This is a genomic window from Arthrobacter sp. cf158, from assembly GCF_900106835.1.
Lineage (GTDB): Bacteria > Actinomycetota > Actinomycetes > Actinomycetales > Micrococcaceae > Arthrobacter.
Window position 1 is genome coordinate 72,381 of the sequence record NZ_FNNR01000003.1, and the last position, 16,264, is coordinate 88,644.

17 protein-coding genes are annotated in these 16,264 nt (G+C 62.6%); 9 read left to right on the forward strand and 8 right to left on the reverse strand.

What is annotated here, in order from left to right; translation table 11 throughout:
* Positions 1-1,173: 13E12 repeat family protein (locus BLW08_RS06375; RefSeq protein WP_254779742.1), on the reverse strand; the 1,173-nt coding region annotated here is incomplete at its 3' end.
* A 205-nt stretch (positions 1,174-1,378) separates the two neighbouring features.
* Between BLW08_RS06375 and BLW08_RS06380 the strand changes: the two genes are divergently transcribed.
* Entirely contained in the window at positions 1,379-2,368 is a 990-nt protein-coding gene (locus BLW08_RS06380; protein WP_091323979.1) for a dienelactone hydrolase family protein, read from the forward strand.
* A gap of 12 nt (positions 2,369-2,380) precedes the next feature.
* Here BLW08_RS06380 and BLW08_RS06385 read toward each other — a convergent pair whose 3' ends face one another.
* Positions 2,381-3,469, reverse strand: coding sequence for a PDDEXK nuclease domain-containing protein (locus tag BLW08_RS06385; protein WP_091323980.1), 1,089 nt, complete (start codon positions 3,467-3,469; stop codon positions 2,381-2,383).
* Positions 3,470-3,529: 60 nt separating this feature from the next.
* Between BLW08_RS06385 and BLW08_RS06390 the strand changes: the two genes are divergently transcribed.
* Entirely contained in the window at positions 3,530-4,042 is a 513-nt protein-coding gene (locus tag BLW08_RS06390; protein ID WP_091323982.1) for a DNA alkylation repair protein, read from the forward strand.
* A 45-nt stretch (positions 4,043-4,087) separates the two neighbouring features.
* A complete protein-coding gene (locus BLW08_RS06395) occupies positions 4,088-5,596 on the forward strand; it encodes an FAD-dependent oxidoreductase (protein WP_091324488.1) in 1,509 nt (502 codons plus the stop codon).
* Here BLW08_RS06395 and BLW08_RS06400 read toward each other — a convergent pair.
* Positions 5,593-6,549 carry a hypothetical protein gene (locus BLW08_RS06400; RefSeq protein ID WP_091323984.1) on the reverse strand — a complete coding sequence of 319 codons (957 nt, stop codon included), beginning with the start codon at positions 6,547-6,549 and terminating at the stop codon, positions 5,593-5,595. The genes BLW08_RS06395 and BLW08_RS06400 overlap by 4 nt on opposite strands.
* Before the next feature lie 78 nt (positions 6,550-6,627).
* On the opposite strand from BLW08_RS06400, the gene BLW08_RS06405 reads away from it, so the two are divergent.
* The 4 genes from BLW08_RS06405 to BLW08_RS06420 all read left to right on the forward strand — a co-directional run bounded on the left by BLW08_RS06405 (position 6,628) and on the right by BLW08_RS06420 (position 11,103).
* Positions 6,628-7,116 carry a DedA family protein gene (locus BLW08_RS06405; protein ID WP_091323985.1) on the forward strand — a complete coding sequence of 163 codons (489 nt, stop codon included), beginning with the start codon at positions 6,628-6,630 and terminating at the stop codon, positions 7,114-7,116.
* A gap of 31 nt (positions 7,117-7,147) precedes the next feature.
* Entirely contained in the window at positions 7,148-7,951 is an 804-nt protein-coding gene (locus BLW08_RS06410; RefSeq protein ID WP_090825120.1) for a thioesterase family protein, read from the forward strand.
* Positions 7,951-8,691 carry a lipoate--protein ligase family protein gene (locus BLW08_RS06415; protein WP_091323987.1) on the forward strand — a complete coding sequence of 247 codons (741 nt, stop codon included), beginning with the start codon at positions 7,951-7,953 and terminating at the stop codon, positions 8,689-8,691. The genes BLW08_RS06410 and BLW08_RS06415 overlap by 1 nt, the downstream gene beginning before the upstream one ends.
* 84 nt (positions 8,692-8,775) lie before the next feature.
* Positions 8,776-11,103: an FdhF/YdeP family oxidoreductase gene (locus tag BLW08_RS06420; RefSeq protein ID WP_091323989.1), complete on the forward strand. Its 2,328-nt coding sequence runs from the start codon at positions 8,776-8,778 to the stop codon at positions 11,101-11,103.
* Between the two features lie 10 nt (positions 11,104-11,113).
* On the opposite strand, the gene BLW08_RS06425 is transcribed toward BLW08_RS06420, so the two are convergent.
* The 3 genes from BLW08_RS06425 to BLW08_RS06435 form a co-directional block, all read right to left on the reverse strand.
* Positions 11,114-11,752 carry an MBL fold metallo-hydrolase gene (locus BLW08_RS06425; protein WP_090825116.1) on the reverse strand — a complete coding sequence of 213 codons (639 nt, stop codon included), beginning with the start codon at positions 11,750-11,752 and terminating at the stop codon, positions 11,114-11,116.
* Entirely contained in the window at positions 11,749-12,834 is a 1,086-nt protein-coding gene (locus tag BLW08_RS06430) for an S-(hydroxymethyl)mycothiol dehydrogenase (protein WP_090825114.1), read from the reverse strand. The genes BLW08_RS06425 and BLW08_RS06430 overlap by 4 nt, the downstream gene beginning before the upstream one ends.
* A gap of 146 nt (positions 12,835-12,980) precedes the next feature.
* Entirely contained in the window at positions 12,981-13,238 is a 258-nt protein-coding gene (locus BLW08_RS06435; RefSeq protein WP_091324490.1) for a mycoredoxin, read from the reverse strand.
* A gap of 166 nt (positions 13,239-13,404) precedes the next feature.
* On the opposite strand from BLW08_RS06435, the gene BLW08_RS06440 reads away from it, so the two are divergent.
* Positions 13,405-14,151, forward strand: coding sequence for an SOS response-associated peptidase (locus tag BLW08_RS06440; RefSeq protein WP_254779785.1), 747 nt, complete (start codon positions 13,405-13,407; stop codon positions 14,149-14,151).
* A 1-nt stretch (position 14,152) separates the two neighbouring features.
* Here BLW08_RS06440 and BLW08_RS06445 read toward each other — a convergent pair whose 3' ends face one another.
* Both BLW08_RS06445 and BLW08_RS06450 read right to left on the reverse strand, forming a co-directional pair.
* Entirely contained in the window at positions 14,153-14,542 is a 390-nt protein-coding gene (locus BLW08_RS06445; protein ID WP_090825110.1) for a hypothetical protein, read from the reverse strand.
* A 46-nt stretch (positions 14,543-14,588) separates the two neighbouring features.
* Positions 14,589-15,125 (reverse strand): TetR/AcrR family transcriptional regulator, encoded by a 537-nt coding sequence (locus BLW08_RS06450; RefSeq protein ID WP_091323993.1) that lies wholly within the window; start codon positions 15,123-15,125, stop codon positions 14,589-14,591.
* Between the two features lie 58 nt (positions 15,126-15,183).
* Here BLW08_RS06450 and BLW08_RS06455 point away from each other — a divergent pair, with 58 nt between their 5' ends.
* Positions 15,184-16,251 (forward strand): FAD-dependent monooxygenase, encoded by a 1,068-nt coding sequence (locus BLW08_RS06455; RefSeq protein ID WP_175538601.1) that lies wholly within the window; start codon positions 15,184-15,186, stop codon positions 16,249-16,251.
* Positions 16,252-16,264: the final 13 nt, after the last annotated feature.

Genomic DNA, 16,264 nt, shown 5'->3' on the forward strand with positions numbered 1-16,264 from the left:
GCTGGAGTCAGGGTCGGGGTGCTGGCGTGGCCCGGGTCGCCGGCCAGCTGCAGCGGCATGCCTGGCCGCGGTTACCTGCCCGGGCCCGGGATCAACCTGCGCACCCGTGGCTTGAAACCCAAGCCTTGGTTCCTGCACTCCCGCAGGCACCTGCCGGTGCGGCGCTTCCTGAAGCCCCGCAGACACCTGCCTGTTTGGGGTCTGGTTGCCGGTGCAGAGGAGTGTTCTGGCCCATTCGGCGGGGACGATTCCGTAGCCTTTGAGGCGGGCTGGTTCACTGTCGCCTTGAAACAAGGTCCGGTCGGTCATGACGAGGTCCAGGTTGATCCCGGCGATCCCGCCGGGTGTACCGATGGCGCGTTCGATGAGGGTGTCGGCCATGACCTGCCCACGGCTGCAGGGATCGCCCGTGGACCGGGCGGTGTCGGCGGCCCGGATGAGCGCAGCATACGCGGCCACGCCGTGGGCGACGGGCAGCAGTGCCGTCAGGTAGGTCATGGTGTCCGGTGCCGGGCGCAGACTGACCGTCCGCTCGCTCGCGGCATGACTCGCCCGCTGCGCGACGGAGCGTGGGTCACGCCGGTACGCGGCAGCCTTCACGGCCGCGATGATGGACCGGTCGCCTTTGCCGTCGAACGTTCCGGTGTCGGGGGCGAGTTCTTCATCCACCGCGCACCGGTCCTCCACAGACAAACACGCCGTCTCTTTCACCAGCAGCGTGGCGCGCCACTCGTTCAACTGGCCCGATTCCAGGGCGGCCAGGGTGCGGGGCATCTCCACCACCAACGCTTTCGCCAATCCCAACAGCCGGAAGCCACGGTGAGGGGATTCCCTCCGCGCCAACGCCACCTGAGCGCCCACCCCCTGGCCGCGCTCAGACACAGGCACACCCGCCGCAGCGTGTTCCTGCCGCTGCGCAAGATCGAAGGCCACAGCTATCCGCGCCTGAAGGCCGGTAATGGCGGACTTCAGATCCTCCAAGGCCCGCAGTTGATTGATCAGATCAGCGCTGACGGTGCGGGGCGAAGGAGGAGCATCAACCACAGGCGCCACGGCTGACACAGTGCCTGAAGCCGTGCTGGAAACGAGGGGTGAGAGTAGCGAAGGAGAAGGCTCACGGACCAGCGCAGCAGCTGGCGCCGCACCCGCTTTGTGTTCCCTCATCTGCTCCATGCTCACACTCTGCCAGCAGGCACCGACATTACTAGCTCTGCGGCTACCCCAAGCTTGCCGGGGTCCGGAAGCCCGTATCCCGTCAAGCAACAAGGGGTGCCCATAGTCCGGGGCACGAGCCATCGGGGTGGGTCGCTGAACCATCCCACCCTTGTCCGCGTCTTCACATCAGGGGAGGATATTCCACATCGTCGGGAGGTTCACCATGGTCCAGCTGGAGAAGTTCGAAAAGTACTTGATCGAAGAGTTCTATGACGATTACCGGTCGGGGGACATGTCGCATAAGACCTTCACCAGGCGGGTAGCGTTCATCATGGGCAGCATGACGGCAGCTGCGGCCGCCATGACGTTGGTGGGCTGCACGCCGGAGGAGGTTCCCCGAACCACGGATCCGATGCCCACGCCGTCGCCCACGTCCTCCGCGGCCTCGCAAGGAACTGCGGCGCCTGGGAATGCCACAACGGCAGTTCCCAATGCGAAGAGCCCATTGTCTGTTCCGGAGGGTGCTGCCGGGCTGACAACTGCCACAGTGACATTCACCTCGGGCGGGACTGAGACCAGTGGCTATCTTGCCCGGCCGGAGGGAACTCAAAAGGGCCCTGCGGTTCTGATCTGCCATGAGAACAGAGGCCTCACTCCACATATCCAGGACGTTGCCAGACGCTTCGCCAAGGAAGGCTACGCGGCGCTGGCATTGGATCTGCTGAGCAGGGAAGGCGGTACGGCGAACATGGACCCGGATGCCGTCCCGGGTGCACTCACACAGGCAGGCGCGCAACGGCACGTTAACGACTTCAAAGCCGCTTTCGGCTACCTCACTAGCCAGGATTTCGTCGAATCAGGCCGCATTGCCATGATCGGGTTCTGCTTCGGTGGCGGCATCACCTGGCAGGCATCCACCGAGATCGCAGGGCTCAAGGCGACATCGGCCTTCTACGGTCCTGCGCCGGATCTGGCCAAGGTGCCCACCATCAAGCCCGCAGTGTTTGGCGTCTACGCAGAGAAGGACGCACGGATCACCGGCGCGATGCCACAGCTGCAGGAAGCCCTGGACGCTTCAACGGTCAAGCATGAGCTCAAGGTCTACCCGGGCGTTGACCACGCGTTCCACAATGACACCGGGGAACGCTACGTCCAGGCACAGGCAACAGCTGCGTGGAACGACACACTGATGTGGTTCAAGGACAACGTTTAACCCAACCAGAGATCATCCCTGCAACCGCGCCGCCTCGCTCGCCAACTCGGCCTCCAACGTCTCGATACTCGGCAGGCTCGCCACCAAATCATCCGGCAGCGAGTCCGCCAGCGAGGTCCGCCACTCAGCGATGCCCACGGGAGCATTGAAACCACGCAGTGCGTACTCAGCCACCACGCTGTTCTTTTCTTTGCAGAGCAACAAACCAATGGTGGGCTTGTCGTCGGGATGCGCCATGAGGTCGTCCACGGCTGCCATGTACATGCCCAACTGCCCTAGGAACCCTGGCTCGAACTTCACTGCCTTGAGTTCGATCACCATGTAGCAGCGCAACTTCAAGTGGTAGAAGAGGAGGTCTGCAAAGAACTCGTCGCCGGCAATTTCCAGCCGAACCTGCTCACCGACGAAAGCAAAGCCCTGCCCCAGCTCCAGCAGGAACTTTTCAACATGCTTGACCAATTGCAGCTCCAAGTCCCGTTCGGTGTGCCGATCAGACATGGCAAGGAAATCAAAGACATACGGATCCTTGGTGGCCCGCTGCGCGAGGTCGGAATCAGTCGGCACCATGGTGGCTTTGAAGTTGGTGATGGCCTGCCCGGAGCGCTCGTGCAAGCGGGTTGAGATCTGGTGGGTCAGCACGTTGCGCGACCAGCCATGTTGGGCAGCTGCCGCTGCGTACCAAAGCCGCGTGGCGGCGTCGTCGAGCTTTTCCAGCAGGGCGATCTGGTGGTACCAAGGCAATGTTGCAAGCGGTTCTTGCAACAGTGGAAAGTCCGGCCACGCCTGCGCGAAGCTCTTCATGTACCGCAGGTTTCTGGGGGAGAAACCTTTCGCTTCAGGGAATCGAGTGCGGATGTCGGCCGACAACCGCGTCACCACTTTGGCCCCCCAGCCCTGCTCGGATTCCCGTTCTGCCAACTGCCTGCCAATGCTCCAGTAAGAGTTCAGGACCTCGCTGTTGGCGGCAGCCATCGCGCGGGTCCTGCCTGCGCGCACCTCCTGCGTCACCGTGTTGAGCAGTGCGGGATACCAGTGGGGCATGGAAGAGGCAGCAGGAACCTCCGGAAACGTGGCCTCGGTGGCGAGCTCTTGGGACGGCATGTGTCTCCTGTCATTTGCTGTTGGCATCACGCTAGGGGGAGGCACTGACAAAATAGTGGGGTGAGTGAAGCCGGTGATTTTGTGGACTACACGCTGCAGCGTGAGTCGTCGTGGGAGAAGGCCGATCAGGCCAGTGCACGCCTCGGTGACGCTTTGAAGGTCTATGGAGCCTCCGTGGGCGCAGTACGTGGAACAATCCGGGACGCACTGAAAAAGTACAAAAACCTCAGCCACGACGACATCACCGCCCTGAGCTCGGAACTATGGGACGAGCCGGTTTATGAACGCCGCCTCGCAGCAGTTGTTTTGCTGCAGACCAAGGTGGGGATTCTGGTCAATACGGACCTGACCCGCATTGAGGGCTTCATCCGGAGTGCCGGGACACGAGAACTCGTGGAACCCCTTGCCAAAGACGTCGTGCGGCCCCTGCTGGCCCGGCTCGAAGGGACCGCGGGAGAGCGTGCGGATCGCGTTCTGGAGCGTTGGGCGACCGACCCGGATGCAGAATTGCGCCGCGCCGCCGCCCTCGCCACGGGCACCCCACCCCTTGATAAGCACCATCCACCGGCCTAGCGTTTCCCTCAACATATGCCAGTGAATTGAGAGGCAGGTTGAATGATGGAATCGCTGTGGCTGGACCGCGAATCCCCCTTCACGTCCGATTCACTTCCCGATGAAAAACACTTTGACACCATAGTGGTGGGTGCCGGCATCACCGGACTCGTGGCGGCATTGCTGTTGTCCCGTGCGGGGCAGCGTGTGGTGGTCTTTGAAGCCCGCACGCTGGGTGCTGTGACCACTGGCAACACCACCGGCAAGCTGAGCCTTCTGCAAGGAGGCGTCCTTTCCGCACTGCGCGGCCAATACGCACTGAGGGTGGTGCAGGCGTACATGGAAGCCAACAAGACGGGCCAAGCCTGGCTGACGCAGTACCTCGAACAACAAGGAGTCCCGTTCCAGCGCCGCACGGCGATCACCTTCGCAACCACCGACGACGGCGGGCAGCGGCTCCGCAAGGAAGCTGCGGTTTCGAGGGACGTCGGTTTGGATGTGCATTTCAGCCGTGACCCCGGCTTGCCTTTCCCCGTGGTGGAGGCATTGGAACTGGAAGGTCAAGCGCAGTTTCACCCGATGGAGGTGTTGGATACCTTGGCCAAGGACGTCCGAAAGCACGGCGGCCTGATCGTTGAGGGCGTCCAGGTCCAGAATGTGGGATCGGATAGGCCCTTGGAAGTGTTCACCCGCAAAGGCACCTTCACAGCTGACACCGTGGTGCTCGCCACGGGAACGCCCATCTTGGACCGCGGCCTGTACTTCACCAAGCTCGAACCAAACCGTTCCTACGCCGCGGCGCTCCGGCCACAGGCCGGAACCAAAATCCCACAGGCCATGTACCTTTCCATTGACGCTCCCACCCGATCCCAGCGCACCCATCCCACCCCGGACGGAGAGTTGCTCCTGGTGGGAGGTTACGGGCACACGGGTGGGCGTGCGACATCACCGAAGAAGCACTTGGATGACCTTCTGGGATGGGCCAGCCACCATTACCCCGGGGCAGAGGTCACCCATACCTGGTCCGCGCAGGACTACCAGGCCACCAACCTCATGCCGTTCTTCGGCAAACTGCCACGTGGCCACGGCCGGATCTTCTTCGGCACGGGCTACAACAAGTGGGGGATGAGTAACGGAGTTGCCGCCGCGCTGTCCATGACCTCAGACATCCTGGGCGGCCAGTCCGATTGGGCAACCACCATTCATCACCGCGTCACGTCACCCCAAGGGGCCTTTCAGGCCGTACGGCTCAATGCCGGCACAGCCAAACGGATGATCGAGGACAAAGCCCGGGTCAGAAGCAATCCTGAGATAACGGATGAAACCCGCCCGCCAGAGGGGACCGGCGTCGTCGGACTCTACAAGGGCGAACCAGCCGCGGTGTCCACTGTTGACGGTAAAGTCTGCTTGGTTTCTGCCAGCTGCGCCCACTTGGGCGGCCTGCTGGGATGGAACGACGCCGATAAATCCTGGGACTGCCCCCTCCACGGGTCGAGGTTTACCCCGGAGGGCAAGTACCTTGAAGGCCCCGCGACGCATCACCTGCAGAAATCGGTGGGCAAGACGAGGGACTAACTCAGCCGGTTGACGCGGCGGAGGGCTTGGTCTGCGGCACGACGTTGCTGGCTGGCGGCCCGCACTGCGAGTTTCTTCTCGGTGTCCGCCGCATCCGCGTCCCTGGTGATGCCGATCAGTTCCGCCTCCAACGATGCCAAACGGTTCCGTGCTTCCTGGATCCCGGCCTTGAGCTTCTCGCGGCGATCGGCCAACTCGTTGACCACGTCCCACGCCTTGGCCGCCGTTTCTTCGGCGTTTTGGGCCTCCTTGTCAGCTGCCTCGAAGTGGCTGCGGGCCTCTTCCAGCGCTGCCTGTTGCTTGGCAGCGCGCCGATCCGCCAGTGAAGTGGCTTCTTCCTTCGGTTCCTTCTTCTTGGCAGCGGGCGGTTCCTTGGCTGAGGACGGCTGTTTCCTGGTTGGCTTGGCCTCACTTTTCGCGGTGACCTGCGAGCCAGTGTGGTCCTCAGGGCCCGCCGCGGCCACCGCACCCGTGAGGTCCACAGACTCGAGGCCGCTGCCACTGAGACCCCGCACCAAGCGGCCGGTTGCCACCGCGGCACCGGCGCCAGCGTCAGCCATCGCCGCCCTCATGGTTTGCTCGACGTCCGCTGCAGCAGCGCCGCTTAAAGGTGCTCCGAGCTCACCGGCCAGGTCCTTGGCAGCATGCACAGCCGATGCCAGCTGGCTTTGGCGCTGCTGTCCAAGATCGCGAAAGGCCGCAGCGTCGGCCGCTTCCTGGGCCGCTCTGAGGGAAACGCCAAAGCGCACGACGCCGTCAATCACCTCGGGCTTGTGCACGGCGAGCATGTTGACGGCCCAGGCGCCGGCGGTTGGCTTGGGGAGGGCGCCAACCTGCTTCGCCAGATCCTTGTCGCCGTCGTCTTTGGCCTTGCGGGCCAGAGCCGTACGCTCGGCCGTGAAATCGCGAGGTAACACGGCGTATAGCTCCTGGGCTGCGTCGCGGAGGTCCATGGAATCATCCTAGGGTTTCATCATGCCGGCTACGCTGACCCGTCCGCAACACCCAGCTGCTTAGGGTAGCCTAAGTCAGTGGACCAGATCATGAGCTTGCCCTTCGGCGTCGCCCTCGCGGCGCTCTTCGCCATCGTCATGATCCGCGTCAACGCCACCTACTGGATAGGGCGGGGAGCCGTGACAGGTTTTTCGCACACCCGATTCGGCAGTTCCCTCCAGGGTCCCAAAGCAGCCCGTGCCCAGGCCCTGATACAGCGCTGGGGACCGTACGCCGTAGTGCTTTCCTTCCTGACCATCGGCCTTCAAACGGCCATTAACCTTGCAGCAGGTGCCGCCCGCATGCCCCTCAGGCGATACCTCCCCGCCGCGATCACTGGTTCGGTAATCTGGGCCCTGCTCTACGCGACTATTGGCCTTGCCGCCCTGGAAGCCTGGCTGGCGGTAGCAGCGGCGTCGCCTATAGGAGCGGGACTGGGCGCCGCCGTGTTGGCGGCCTTGGTTGTCTGGGTGGTCGTAATTCGCCGGCGTCGGGCAGCAGCCAAATCAGCGGATACAGTGGTCTGAGTTCTACTGCTGGATCGGCGAAAGGCTCGGGTTGACTACTGCATTACCGGAACTGGCGGACGGCGGCTTTTACTACCAATCGCTGGGCGAGGGCCGCTACCGGTCCACGATCCACGCCCAGGGTGCGTGGAATCCCCACGAACAACATATGGCTCCGGCCTCGGGCATCATCGCCGATGCCTTGGTACGTCACGAGCCACGGGACGATGTTCGCCTGGCGCGGATCAGCTATGAAATCCTCGGGTTGATCCCCGGCGGCGAGTTCCAGGTCAGCACCTCAACGTTGAGGCCGGGCCGGACCATTGAATTGATCCAGGCGGAACTTTCGGCGAACGGCCGGGTGGCCATTCGCGCCGCCGCGTGGCGCATGATCACCAGCGACACCAGTGCGGTGGCTGCAATTGAAGATGAGGCCATGCCCGCCCCTGACGAATGCAAGCCCTGGGACGGCGCCAGCGTTTGGCCCGGCGGCTACATCCGTTCCTTGGAGATGCGCTTGGCCGAAGGCCACCGTCCTGGATCCGGCAGGGTATGGATCCGGACTTCGCACCCTTTGACGGATCAGGCAGACAGCACGGAGCTGGCACGGTTGATGGGGTTGGTGGACACCGCCAACGGGATTGCGGCCCGCGTTCCTCCGGGCGAGAACAGCTACATCTTCCCGAATGTGGATCTGCAGATCCACATGTACCGTGCTCCGGCCGGAGAATGGTTGGGCCTGGACAACAAGGTTTCCTTTGGGGCCGACGGCATTGGGTTGACGTCCACGGTGCTCCACGACATCAACGGACCGTTCGGCAGGGCAGAGCAGATCCTGACTTTGAGGAAGAGCTGATGGCGGGGGAGCGAACAAGCCTCACGGCATACCGTCAGCACGAATCGATGGGCGCGGCGGAGGACCTTGACTTCGCCCTGGAGCTTTTGAAACGCGCCCGCAGCGGGGAGCTGGGTCCATCGCTTCGCCTTTACCGCCCGAAGCCGACCGTAGCTTTCGGTCAGCGCGATGCCAATCTGCCGGGCTTTGGCGCTGCCGAGCTCGCGTGCAGCGACTTGGGGTTTCAGCCTCTGGTCCGCAAGGCAGGAGGGCGGGCAGCTGCCTACCACCAGGGCTCGCTGGTCATCGACCATGTAGAACCGCATCCCGATGCGATCGTTCGGGCCAAAGCCCGGTTCTCGGAGTTCGGAGAGCTGCTGGCTGGGGCGCTTCGCAGCGTCGGCGTCCACGCTGCAGTTGGTGAGATTCCGGGGGAGTACTGCCCTGGCGAGTTCAGCGTTCATGGCGAGGATCCGGACTTTCCAGCCCACCGGATCAAACTCATTGGCACCGCCCAGCGGGTGGTGTCCGGTGGTTGGCTGTTCAGTTCGGTGATCGTCGTGGAGAACTCCAAGCCCATCCGTGAGGTCCTTACAGCGAGTTATGCAGCCCTGGGCTTGGACTGGGACCCTGCAACTGCCGGCGCGGCAAATGACTTGCTGGCGCATCTTGACGTAAAGACGGTGGAGGATGCCGTGATTGAGGCCTACCGCGGCTACGCAGACGTGCTCGACGGCGACTTCCGCAGTCTTATGGCCTAGTGGCCGCAGCTCCTTTGAGCGGCCAACTTGCTGGGGCTAGTCTGAAGGAGTCAGCTACCTCATCACGCGAATCGCGGTGTCATCATGGGCCGGAAAAGGGATCCAGTGGAGGATTCGGACGTAGACCTCAGTGTCAGTCCGCCAGAAAAATCCGCCGCAGGTCTACCCAGCCTGACTGAAACACTCCCGCATGCCATGGCGTACATGGGTCCTTCGCGGGCGTGGAAAACGCTGAGGGCCGTCAATCAAAAGGACGGCTTCGACTGTATGAGTTGTGCCTGGCCCGACCCACCGGAACGCAAAGTGGCCGAATTTTGCGAGAACGGCGCCAAGGCGATCGGCTGGGAAGCGGAACCCTTAAGGATCCCAACGCGCTTCTGGGCTGAGAACACCCTGGCATCGCTGGAGCACCGGTCTGAGTACTGGCTGGGGCAGCAGGGCAGGCTAGTGGAACCCGTCTACAAAGCAGCAGGTTCGGACAGTTACGAACCTGTCCGTTGGGACCAGGCGTTTGAGATCATCGCTAAGGAATTACACGCACTCGACGCCCCGGACCAAGCAACTTTCTATACCAGCGGCCGGACCAGCAACGAGGCAGCTTTCCTTTATCAGCTCTTTGTGCGGGCCTTCGGGACAAACAATCTTCCCGATTGTTCCAATATGTGCCATGAGTCCACGGGCGTTGCCATGGGTGAGACCATTGGCGTCGGTAAATCGGCTATCTCCTACACTGACTTCGCCGCAGCCGATCTGATCATCATCATGGGCCAGAACCCTGGTACCTGCCATCCACGAATGCTCACAGCCCTTGAAGAGGCCAAGCTGGCAGGGGCGGCGATAGTTGCCGTGAATCCCCTTCCTGAAGCGGGCCTGATCAACTTCAGGAATCCGCAGAAACCGCGAGGTTTGCTTGGCCGGGGCACAGACCTTGCTGACCAGTTCCTTCAGATCCGCCTCGCCGGGGACATGGCACTCCTGCAGGCTCTCTCCAAACGCGTCCTCGACGCCGAAAGTGCGGCGCCGGGAACGGTCCTGGACCGCGAATTTATTGATCAGCATAGCCAGGGATTCGTTGGTTTCGCCGCACACCTGGCCACACTCAACGAGCATGATGTCCTCGAAGCCACGGGCCTGACGAGCCGCGACATCGATGAGCTTGCTGAAAGATATCTCCGTGCTGACAAGGTCATCATCACCTGGGCCATGGGGCTCACACAGCACAAGAAGGCCGTCCCAACCATCAAGGAGATCATCAACTTGCTCCTGCTGCGCGGGAACATTGGTAAGCCTGGGGCTGGTCCGTCACCAATCCGTGGACACAGCAACGTTCAGGGTGACCGGACCATGGGGATCTGGGAAAAGATGCCACCCCGCTTCCTGGACGCAATCCAGCGGGAGTTCGGCTTTGATCCGCCACGCAACCCCGGCCTCGATGCCGTGGACAGTATCCGCGGAATGCGGGATGGCAGGGTCAAAGTGTTGGTGGCTCTGGGTGGCAACCTTGTCCATGCGATTTCGGATACAGCTGTGGCTGAGTCTGCGGTCCGACGGACCCGCCTGTCTGTCCAGATTTCCACCAAATTGAATCGCTCGCACGTGGTGGTGGGTGAGCAGGCGTTGATCTTGCCTGCACTGGGCCGCACCGAGATCGACAGGCAAGACGGGGTGGAGCAGTTTGTCACGGTGGAAGACACCGTCTGCGCCGTGCACCGCTCGGCCGGGCCGTTGGAACCGATCGCCCCGGGGGTCTTGTCCGAGGTGGCCATTGTGACAGGCCTTGCCCAAGCTGTCCTGGGCCGCACCGTGCCCGTGGACTGGGCGGGCCTCCGCTCGGATTACGATGCCATCAGGGAACACATCTCCCACGTGGTGCCCGGTTTCGAGGACTTCAATGTCCGTATCCGCGAAAAGGACGGATTTGTGTTGCCCCACGGACCCAGGGACAGCCGGACCTTCCCCACAGCCACGGGCAAGGCCATGTTCTCTGTCAATGAGCTGGAGACCCTTCGCGTTCCCGAGGGCAGGCTCCTTTTGCAGACCATCCGGTCCCATGATCAGTTCAATACCAGCACGTATTCCATGAACGATCGTTACCGGGGTATCAAGAAGGGGCGAATGGTGTTGTTGGTCAATCCGGCGGACCTGGCGGAACTGGGCTGCAAGGACGGGGAGTACGTGGACGTCCACAGTGAGGCCGACGACGGTGTGGGCCGCGTGCTGCCCCAGTTGCGTTTGGTGTCATACCCCACAGCCAAGGGGTGTGCCGCTGCGTACTATCCGGAGGCGAACGTTTTGGTGCCCCTGGATTCGACGGCGGAGGACAGCAACACCCCAGCTTCGAAGTCGATAATTATTCGGCTTGAGCCGGCTGCCGCCCCGAAATTCGAGACGGCAGCCAGCCGACGACAATGACGAGGCCGGCCTAGTGGCCGCGCGCAATCCATTCGTCCAGGTGCGGCTTCTCCGCGCCGATGGTGGTGGAGTCCCCGTGCCCGGTGCGGACCACGGTCGCCTCCGGCAGAGGGAAAAGCCTGGTCCGGATGGAGTCGATGATGGTGGGGAAGTCGCTGTAGGAACGGCCGGTCGCGCCGGGTCCTCCTTGGAAGAGGGTGTCCCCGCTGAACAGCGTCGCTTCGCTGGCCAGGTGGAAGGACACTGAGCCTGGCGAATGCCCGGGGGTGTGGAGGGCCTTCAACGTTGACCCGGCGACTGTGAACTCATCACCATCCATGATGGCAACGTCCGGATCTATCTCGGGAAACACCGTGCGCCACAGCATCCAGTCGTCCTGGTGCAGGTGGATGGGGGCTTTGACGAGTTCCCAGAACGCGCCGGCGGAACTGATGTGGTCGTCATGACCGTGCGTGAGCAGGATGGCTTTGACCGTTCGCTCGCCCACAGCCTGGCGAATTGCTTCGGGGTTGTGGGCGGGGTCTATGACGATGCACTCGGAATCGTCGCCGATGATCCAGACGTTGTTGTCCACGTCCCAGGTTCCGCCGTCGAGGGAGAACGTCCCGGAGGTGACTACGCGATCGATGGTGACGTTGCCGGCGCTCACAGCTCAACCACCGATCGCAGTACGGCACCGTGGTGCATTTTGTCGAACGCTTCTTCCACCTGGTTGATGGTGATGCGCTCCGTCACGAAGGCGTCCAGATCCAGCTTGCCTTGCTTGTACAGGTCCACCAGCATGGGGAAGTCCCGGGAGGGCAGGCAGTCGCCGTACCAGGATGACTTGAGTGATCCGCCACGGCCAAAAACGTCCAGCAGCGGCAGTTCCAGTGTCATTTCCGGTGTGGGGACGCCTACCAGGACCACGGTTCCAGCGAGGTCGCGGGCGTAGAAGGCCTGCTTGTACGTTTCGGGACGTCCGACGGCGTCAATCACCACGTCTGCTCCGAAGCCACCGGTGAGTGCACGGATCGCCTCGACGGGGTCGCCAGAGGACGAGTCCACGGTGTGGGTTGCGCCGAGCTCCTTGGCGCGTTCGAGCTTCTTGGCGTCGATGTCCACAGCGATGATGGTGGTGGCGCCTGCGAGCGCGGCGCCCGCGATGGCTGCCACACCAACGCCACCGCAGCCGATGACGGCTACGGAGTCGCCGCGCTTGACGCCGCCGGTGTTGAGGGCGGCGCCCAAGCCTGCCATGACGCCGCAGCCGAGCAGGCCGACTGCGGCGGCATCGGCGTCGGGGTCTACCTTGGTGCATTGCCCGGCGGCCACCAGAGTCTTCTCGATAAAGGCGCCGATGCCCAGGGCCGGCGAGAGTTCAGTGCCGTCCTCGAGGGTCATTTTCTGGGTGGCGTTGTGGGTGTTGAAGCAGTACTGGGCCTGGCCGCGGTTGCACGCCCGGCAGTTGCCACAGACGGCGCGCCAGTTGAGTACCACGCGGTCTCCGGGTGCGACGTCCGTGACGTCGGGGCCCACTGCGCTGACCACGCCGGTTGCTTCGTGTCCCAGGAGGAACGGGAAGTCGTCGCTGATGCCACCGAGTTTGTAGTGGAGGTCGGTGTGGCAGACGCCGCTGGTGAGGATGTCCACCAGTGCTTCGCCGGGGCCGGGTTCGGGAACCAGGATGGTTTCGAGGGTTGCCGGTGCGCCTTTGGAGCGAACGACGACACCTTTGACTGCGTGGACCATGGAGAGCTTCCCTTCGGGATCGCGGGGAGCGGCCCGATTAAAATGCAACAGGGCCCGCTACGGATTCCATTCTGTCTATCACAGGTGGCAGACAGTGCGTGGATTGTTCCGTGCGGACCCCGGGCATGAAGCCGGCTAACAGGGCCTTATGCGGCGAGGCGGCTTTGGACCTCGGAAGCGGAGGGGTTGGTGGCCGCGGTGCCGTCCGGGAAAAGAACGGTAGGAACGGTGCGGTTGCCTCCGTTGAGCTTCTCGACGAGTTCGGCGGTGCCATCTACTTCTTCGATGTTGATCTCGGTGTAGCCGATGCCCTTGGCGTCCAACTGCTTCTTCAGACGGTTGCAGTAGCCGCACCAGGTGGTCGAGAACATGGTGATGGTGCCGGAGTCGGGAGTGAAATCCACAGAGCTCTCCTCAGTATTGGTCGTTTTCACGGGGTGGTTCGTTCCTATCAACGGTAACCCGGTGCCGAATAATTCCCGTTCGGCTGCGTAGCCGGGTTACGTCACTTCCGCGCTGGTGCGTTGACCTGGGAACGGGCAGACTGTTCGCATGTGTGGACGATATGTAATGGCCCGTGCGGTGGGTGACCTGCTCGCCGACTTCGATGCCGAACTTGAGAACGAGATTGCCCTCGAGAAGTCGTGGAACGTAGCGCCGACCGATGCGGTTCCCATCGTGCTGGAGCGGCTGGTGGATGACGAGGTGAAACGGCAACTCCATGTGGCTAAATGGGGGTTGGTGCCGTCATGGGCCAAGGATCCGAAGGGCGGTGCGCGGCTGATCAATGCCCGCAGCGAGACGCTGTTGGAGAAGCCATCCTTCAAGAAGGCAGCGGTAGCCCGCCGGTGCGCTGTTCCTGCGGATGGGTATTACGAGTGGAAAAAGGGCGAGGGCAAGAGCAAACAACCGTACTACGTGCACCCGGGGGATGGTCACGGATTGGTGTTCGCCGGTTTGTATGAATGGTGGCGGGACCAGGCTGCTTCCCCTGACGATCCAGGACGTTGGCTGCTGTCCATGTCCATCCTCACTGCCGACACGCCAACTGCTGAGTCAGCCCGGACCCGGCGCAGTGCCTCAGTGTTTGACGAACTCACTGCCCTCCACGATCGTGTTCCCTTGCCCATGAGCACAGAGACAATGGAAGCGTGGTTGGATCCGCGGGAGAAGGACGCTGAGGGCCTGGTGGAACTGGTCCGCTCCGGGGCGCACCATGCCGCTGGCGATTGGACACTGGACGCGGTGGGTGCCGCGGTCGGAAATGTCCGGAACAACTCCCCGGAACTCATTGAACCGGTGGAAGGTCTCTTCTAGCTTAGAGAGCCTCGTTCACCGGCACGCCGGACTGGAAGTCGCGGCCGTCCGCCTCACTGAAGGCTGTCATGACGTGGCCTTTGCTCAGCCCGTGGATTGCCGACATCGGGAAGTTGCCGGTGATGACGTTGCCGGAGTGTTCCACGCCTTTGATGTCGTAGTTTTCCTCTGCGCTGAGGGAATGGTTGAAGGAGTAGAACGAGATCGCCTCACCATTCATGAACTCAATACCGAGCCTGCGCTGTGAGGAATAATCTTCGCTGGCAGCAACAAGGCCCACGACGTAAGCGCCGGAGCCTGGGATGTTGCCGTCAATTTCGAAGACTGCCACAAGGTTGTCGTCTGCGGCGGAGATGTTGACCTGCTTCAGGAGTGCGTCATTGGTGCTCATTCCACAATCCTGCTCTGTGGACCCGCTGCCGTCCACCCCTGGGCTGTCATCCTTCCAGGAGACGCTGGATGCTGCGTGCCACGGCTGCGGTGTCGATGCCCTGCCCCTTGCGGGCGGTGAGCAGATGCAGGGCAAGCCCGTCGCTGTAGTCGGACACTGCTTCCGCGCGGGTCCGTGCTTCGGGCATCCCCATGCCTTGGAGAAGTTGCGCCAATGCCGATACCAAGCGCTCGTGCCCTGCGGCGACTACCTCGGGCTGGTCCAGAGCCAAAACGAAGCGTGCCCGGGTCAACTCAGCGTTTTCATGCGCGAGCCCTATGACGGCTCCGGCGAGTTGCTCCGCCAAGGATGCTGCCGACGTCGGAAATTCTAACTGTCCCTGCTGCAGCAGGAGGCGGTCCAGTTCTTCAACGCGATCGACGGCGGCGCTCACCAACGCGGCACGGCTGCGGAAGTAATTGGAGGTAGTTCCGACGGCGACACCGGCCTGGGCATCGACGGCACGATGGGTGAGCCCCTTGAGTCCTTGGGTGGCGACCACCGCGATCGCAGCGTCGGCAAGGTGGGTTCGGCGGTCATGCATGGGGGAAGTCTAGCTTCACCCCCTATCAACACTACAAATGTAGTAGTACAGTGTGGGCATGAAAAAAGTGGAGATCATTGGCGGCGGAATAGCCGGGCTGGCGCTCGCCGCCAGGCTCGATCCCGGCACGTTTGACGTCACGGTGTACGAGCAAAGGCCCCAACTCCCCACGGTGGGAACCACGCTGGCAATGTGGACCAAGGCCCAGGATGCCTTGGCCGAACTTGGGATACTCGGAGCAGCGCGGAGCAGGGGAGCCATTATCAAAACCGGCGCCCTGCGGGCTCCATCGGGAGCCCCCATGCTGTCCATGGAGGGGGAAGGGCTCATGGGGATATCCCGGCCTGAACTGCTGAGGCTTCTGGATTCTGCAGTGCCGGAAACGGTGACCCGGGTGACGCAAAGAGTGGATCACCTCCCCAGCGACACCTGGCTTACGGTGGGTGCAGATGGAGTCAACAGCGTCGTCCGCAGGCGCTGCTGGGGTGAAAGCAGTGCTGCCCGCGCAACTCCCTTTCTTGCGGTCCGCGGAGTAGTTCCGGGAACACCCTCGACTCATGACATCGGCGAATACTGGGGACGGGGAGAGATCTTCGGTTTGGCGCCTGCCGGGGGTGGAAGTAACTGGTACGCATCATTCCGTTCCGATCTTGGTCCGGACAAGGTGGATGTCCCCGAAGCGCTGGACGTGACGCGGGCCCGATACGCGCACTATTCCCCTGCTGTGCGGAAGGTACTCGCTGCGGCCTCCCCGGAAACATCGCTGGCGCAGCGCATCTGGACCACCCCACCGCTGCGCCGCTATGCACGGGGCAATGTGGTGTTGGTAGGAGATGCGGCACATGCCATGACCCCAAATCTTGGACGCGGCGCCTGTGAAGCGCTGGTAGATGCCGTGACCCTGGGTGGACTGCTCAACACGCTGCCCATGGAGGATGCGCTCGCAGCATATGGCAGGAAACGCCTACGCCGCACCCAGCAACTGAGGGTGGCATCATCGCTGATGGGGACCATAGCCCTCGCGCAAGGCATGCAGCCATGGAGGGATGCCTTGCTGACGCAGGCAGGCAAGCGGGTATCGAAGCGCCGGGAGAAAGCCCAGGAGGGTGTTCAACCTTCGAAGTAGGTTTTGCCGGGGC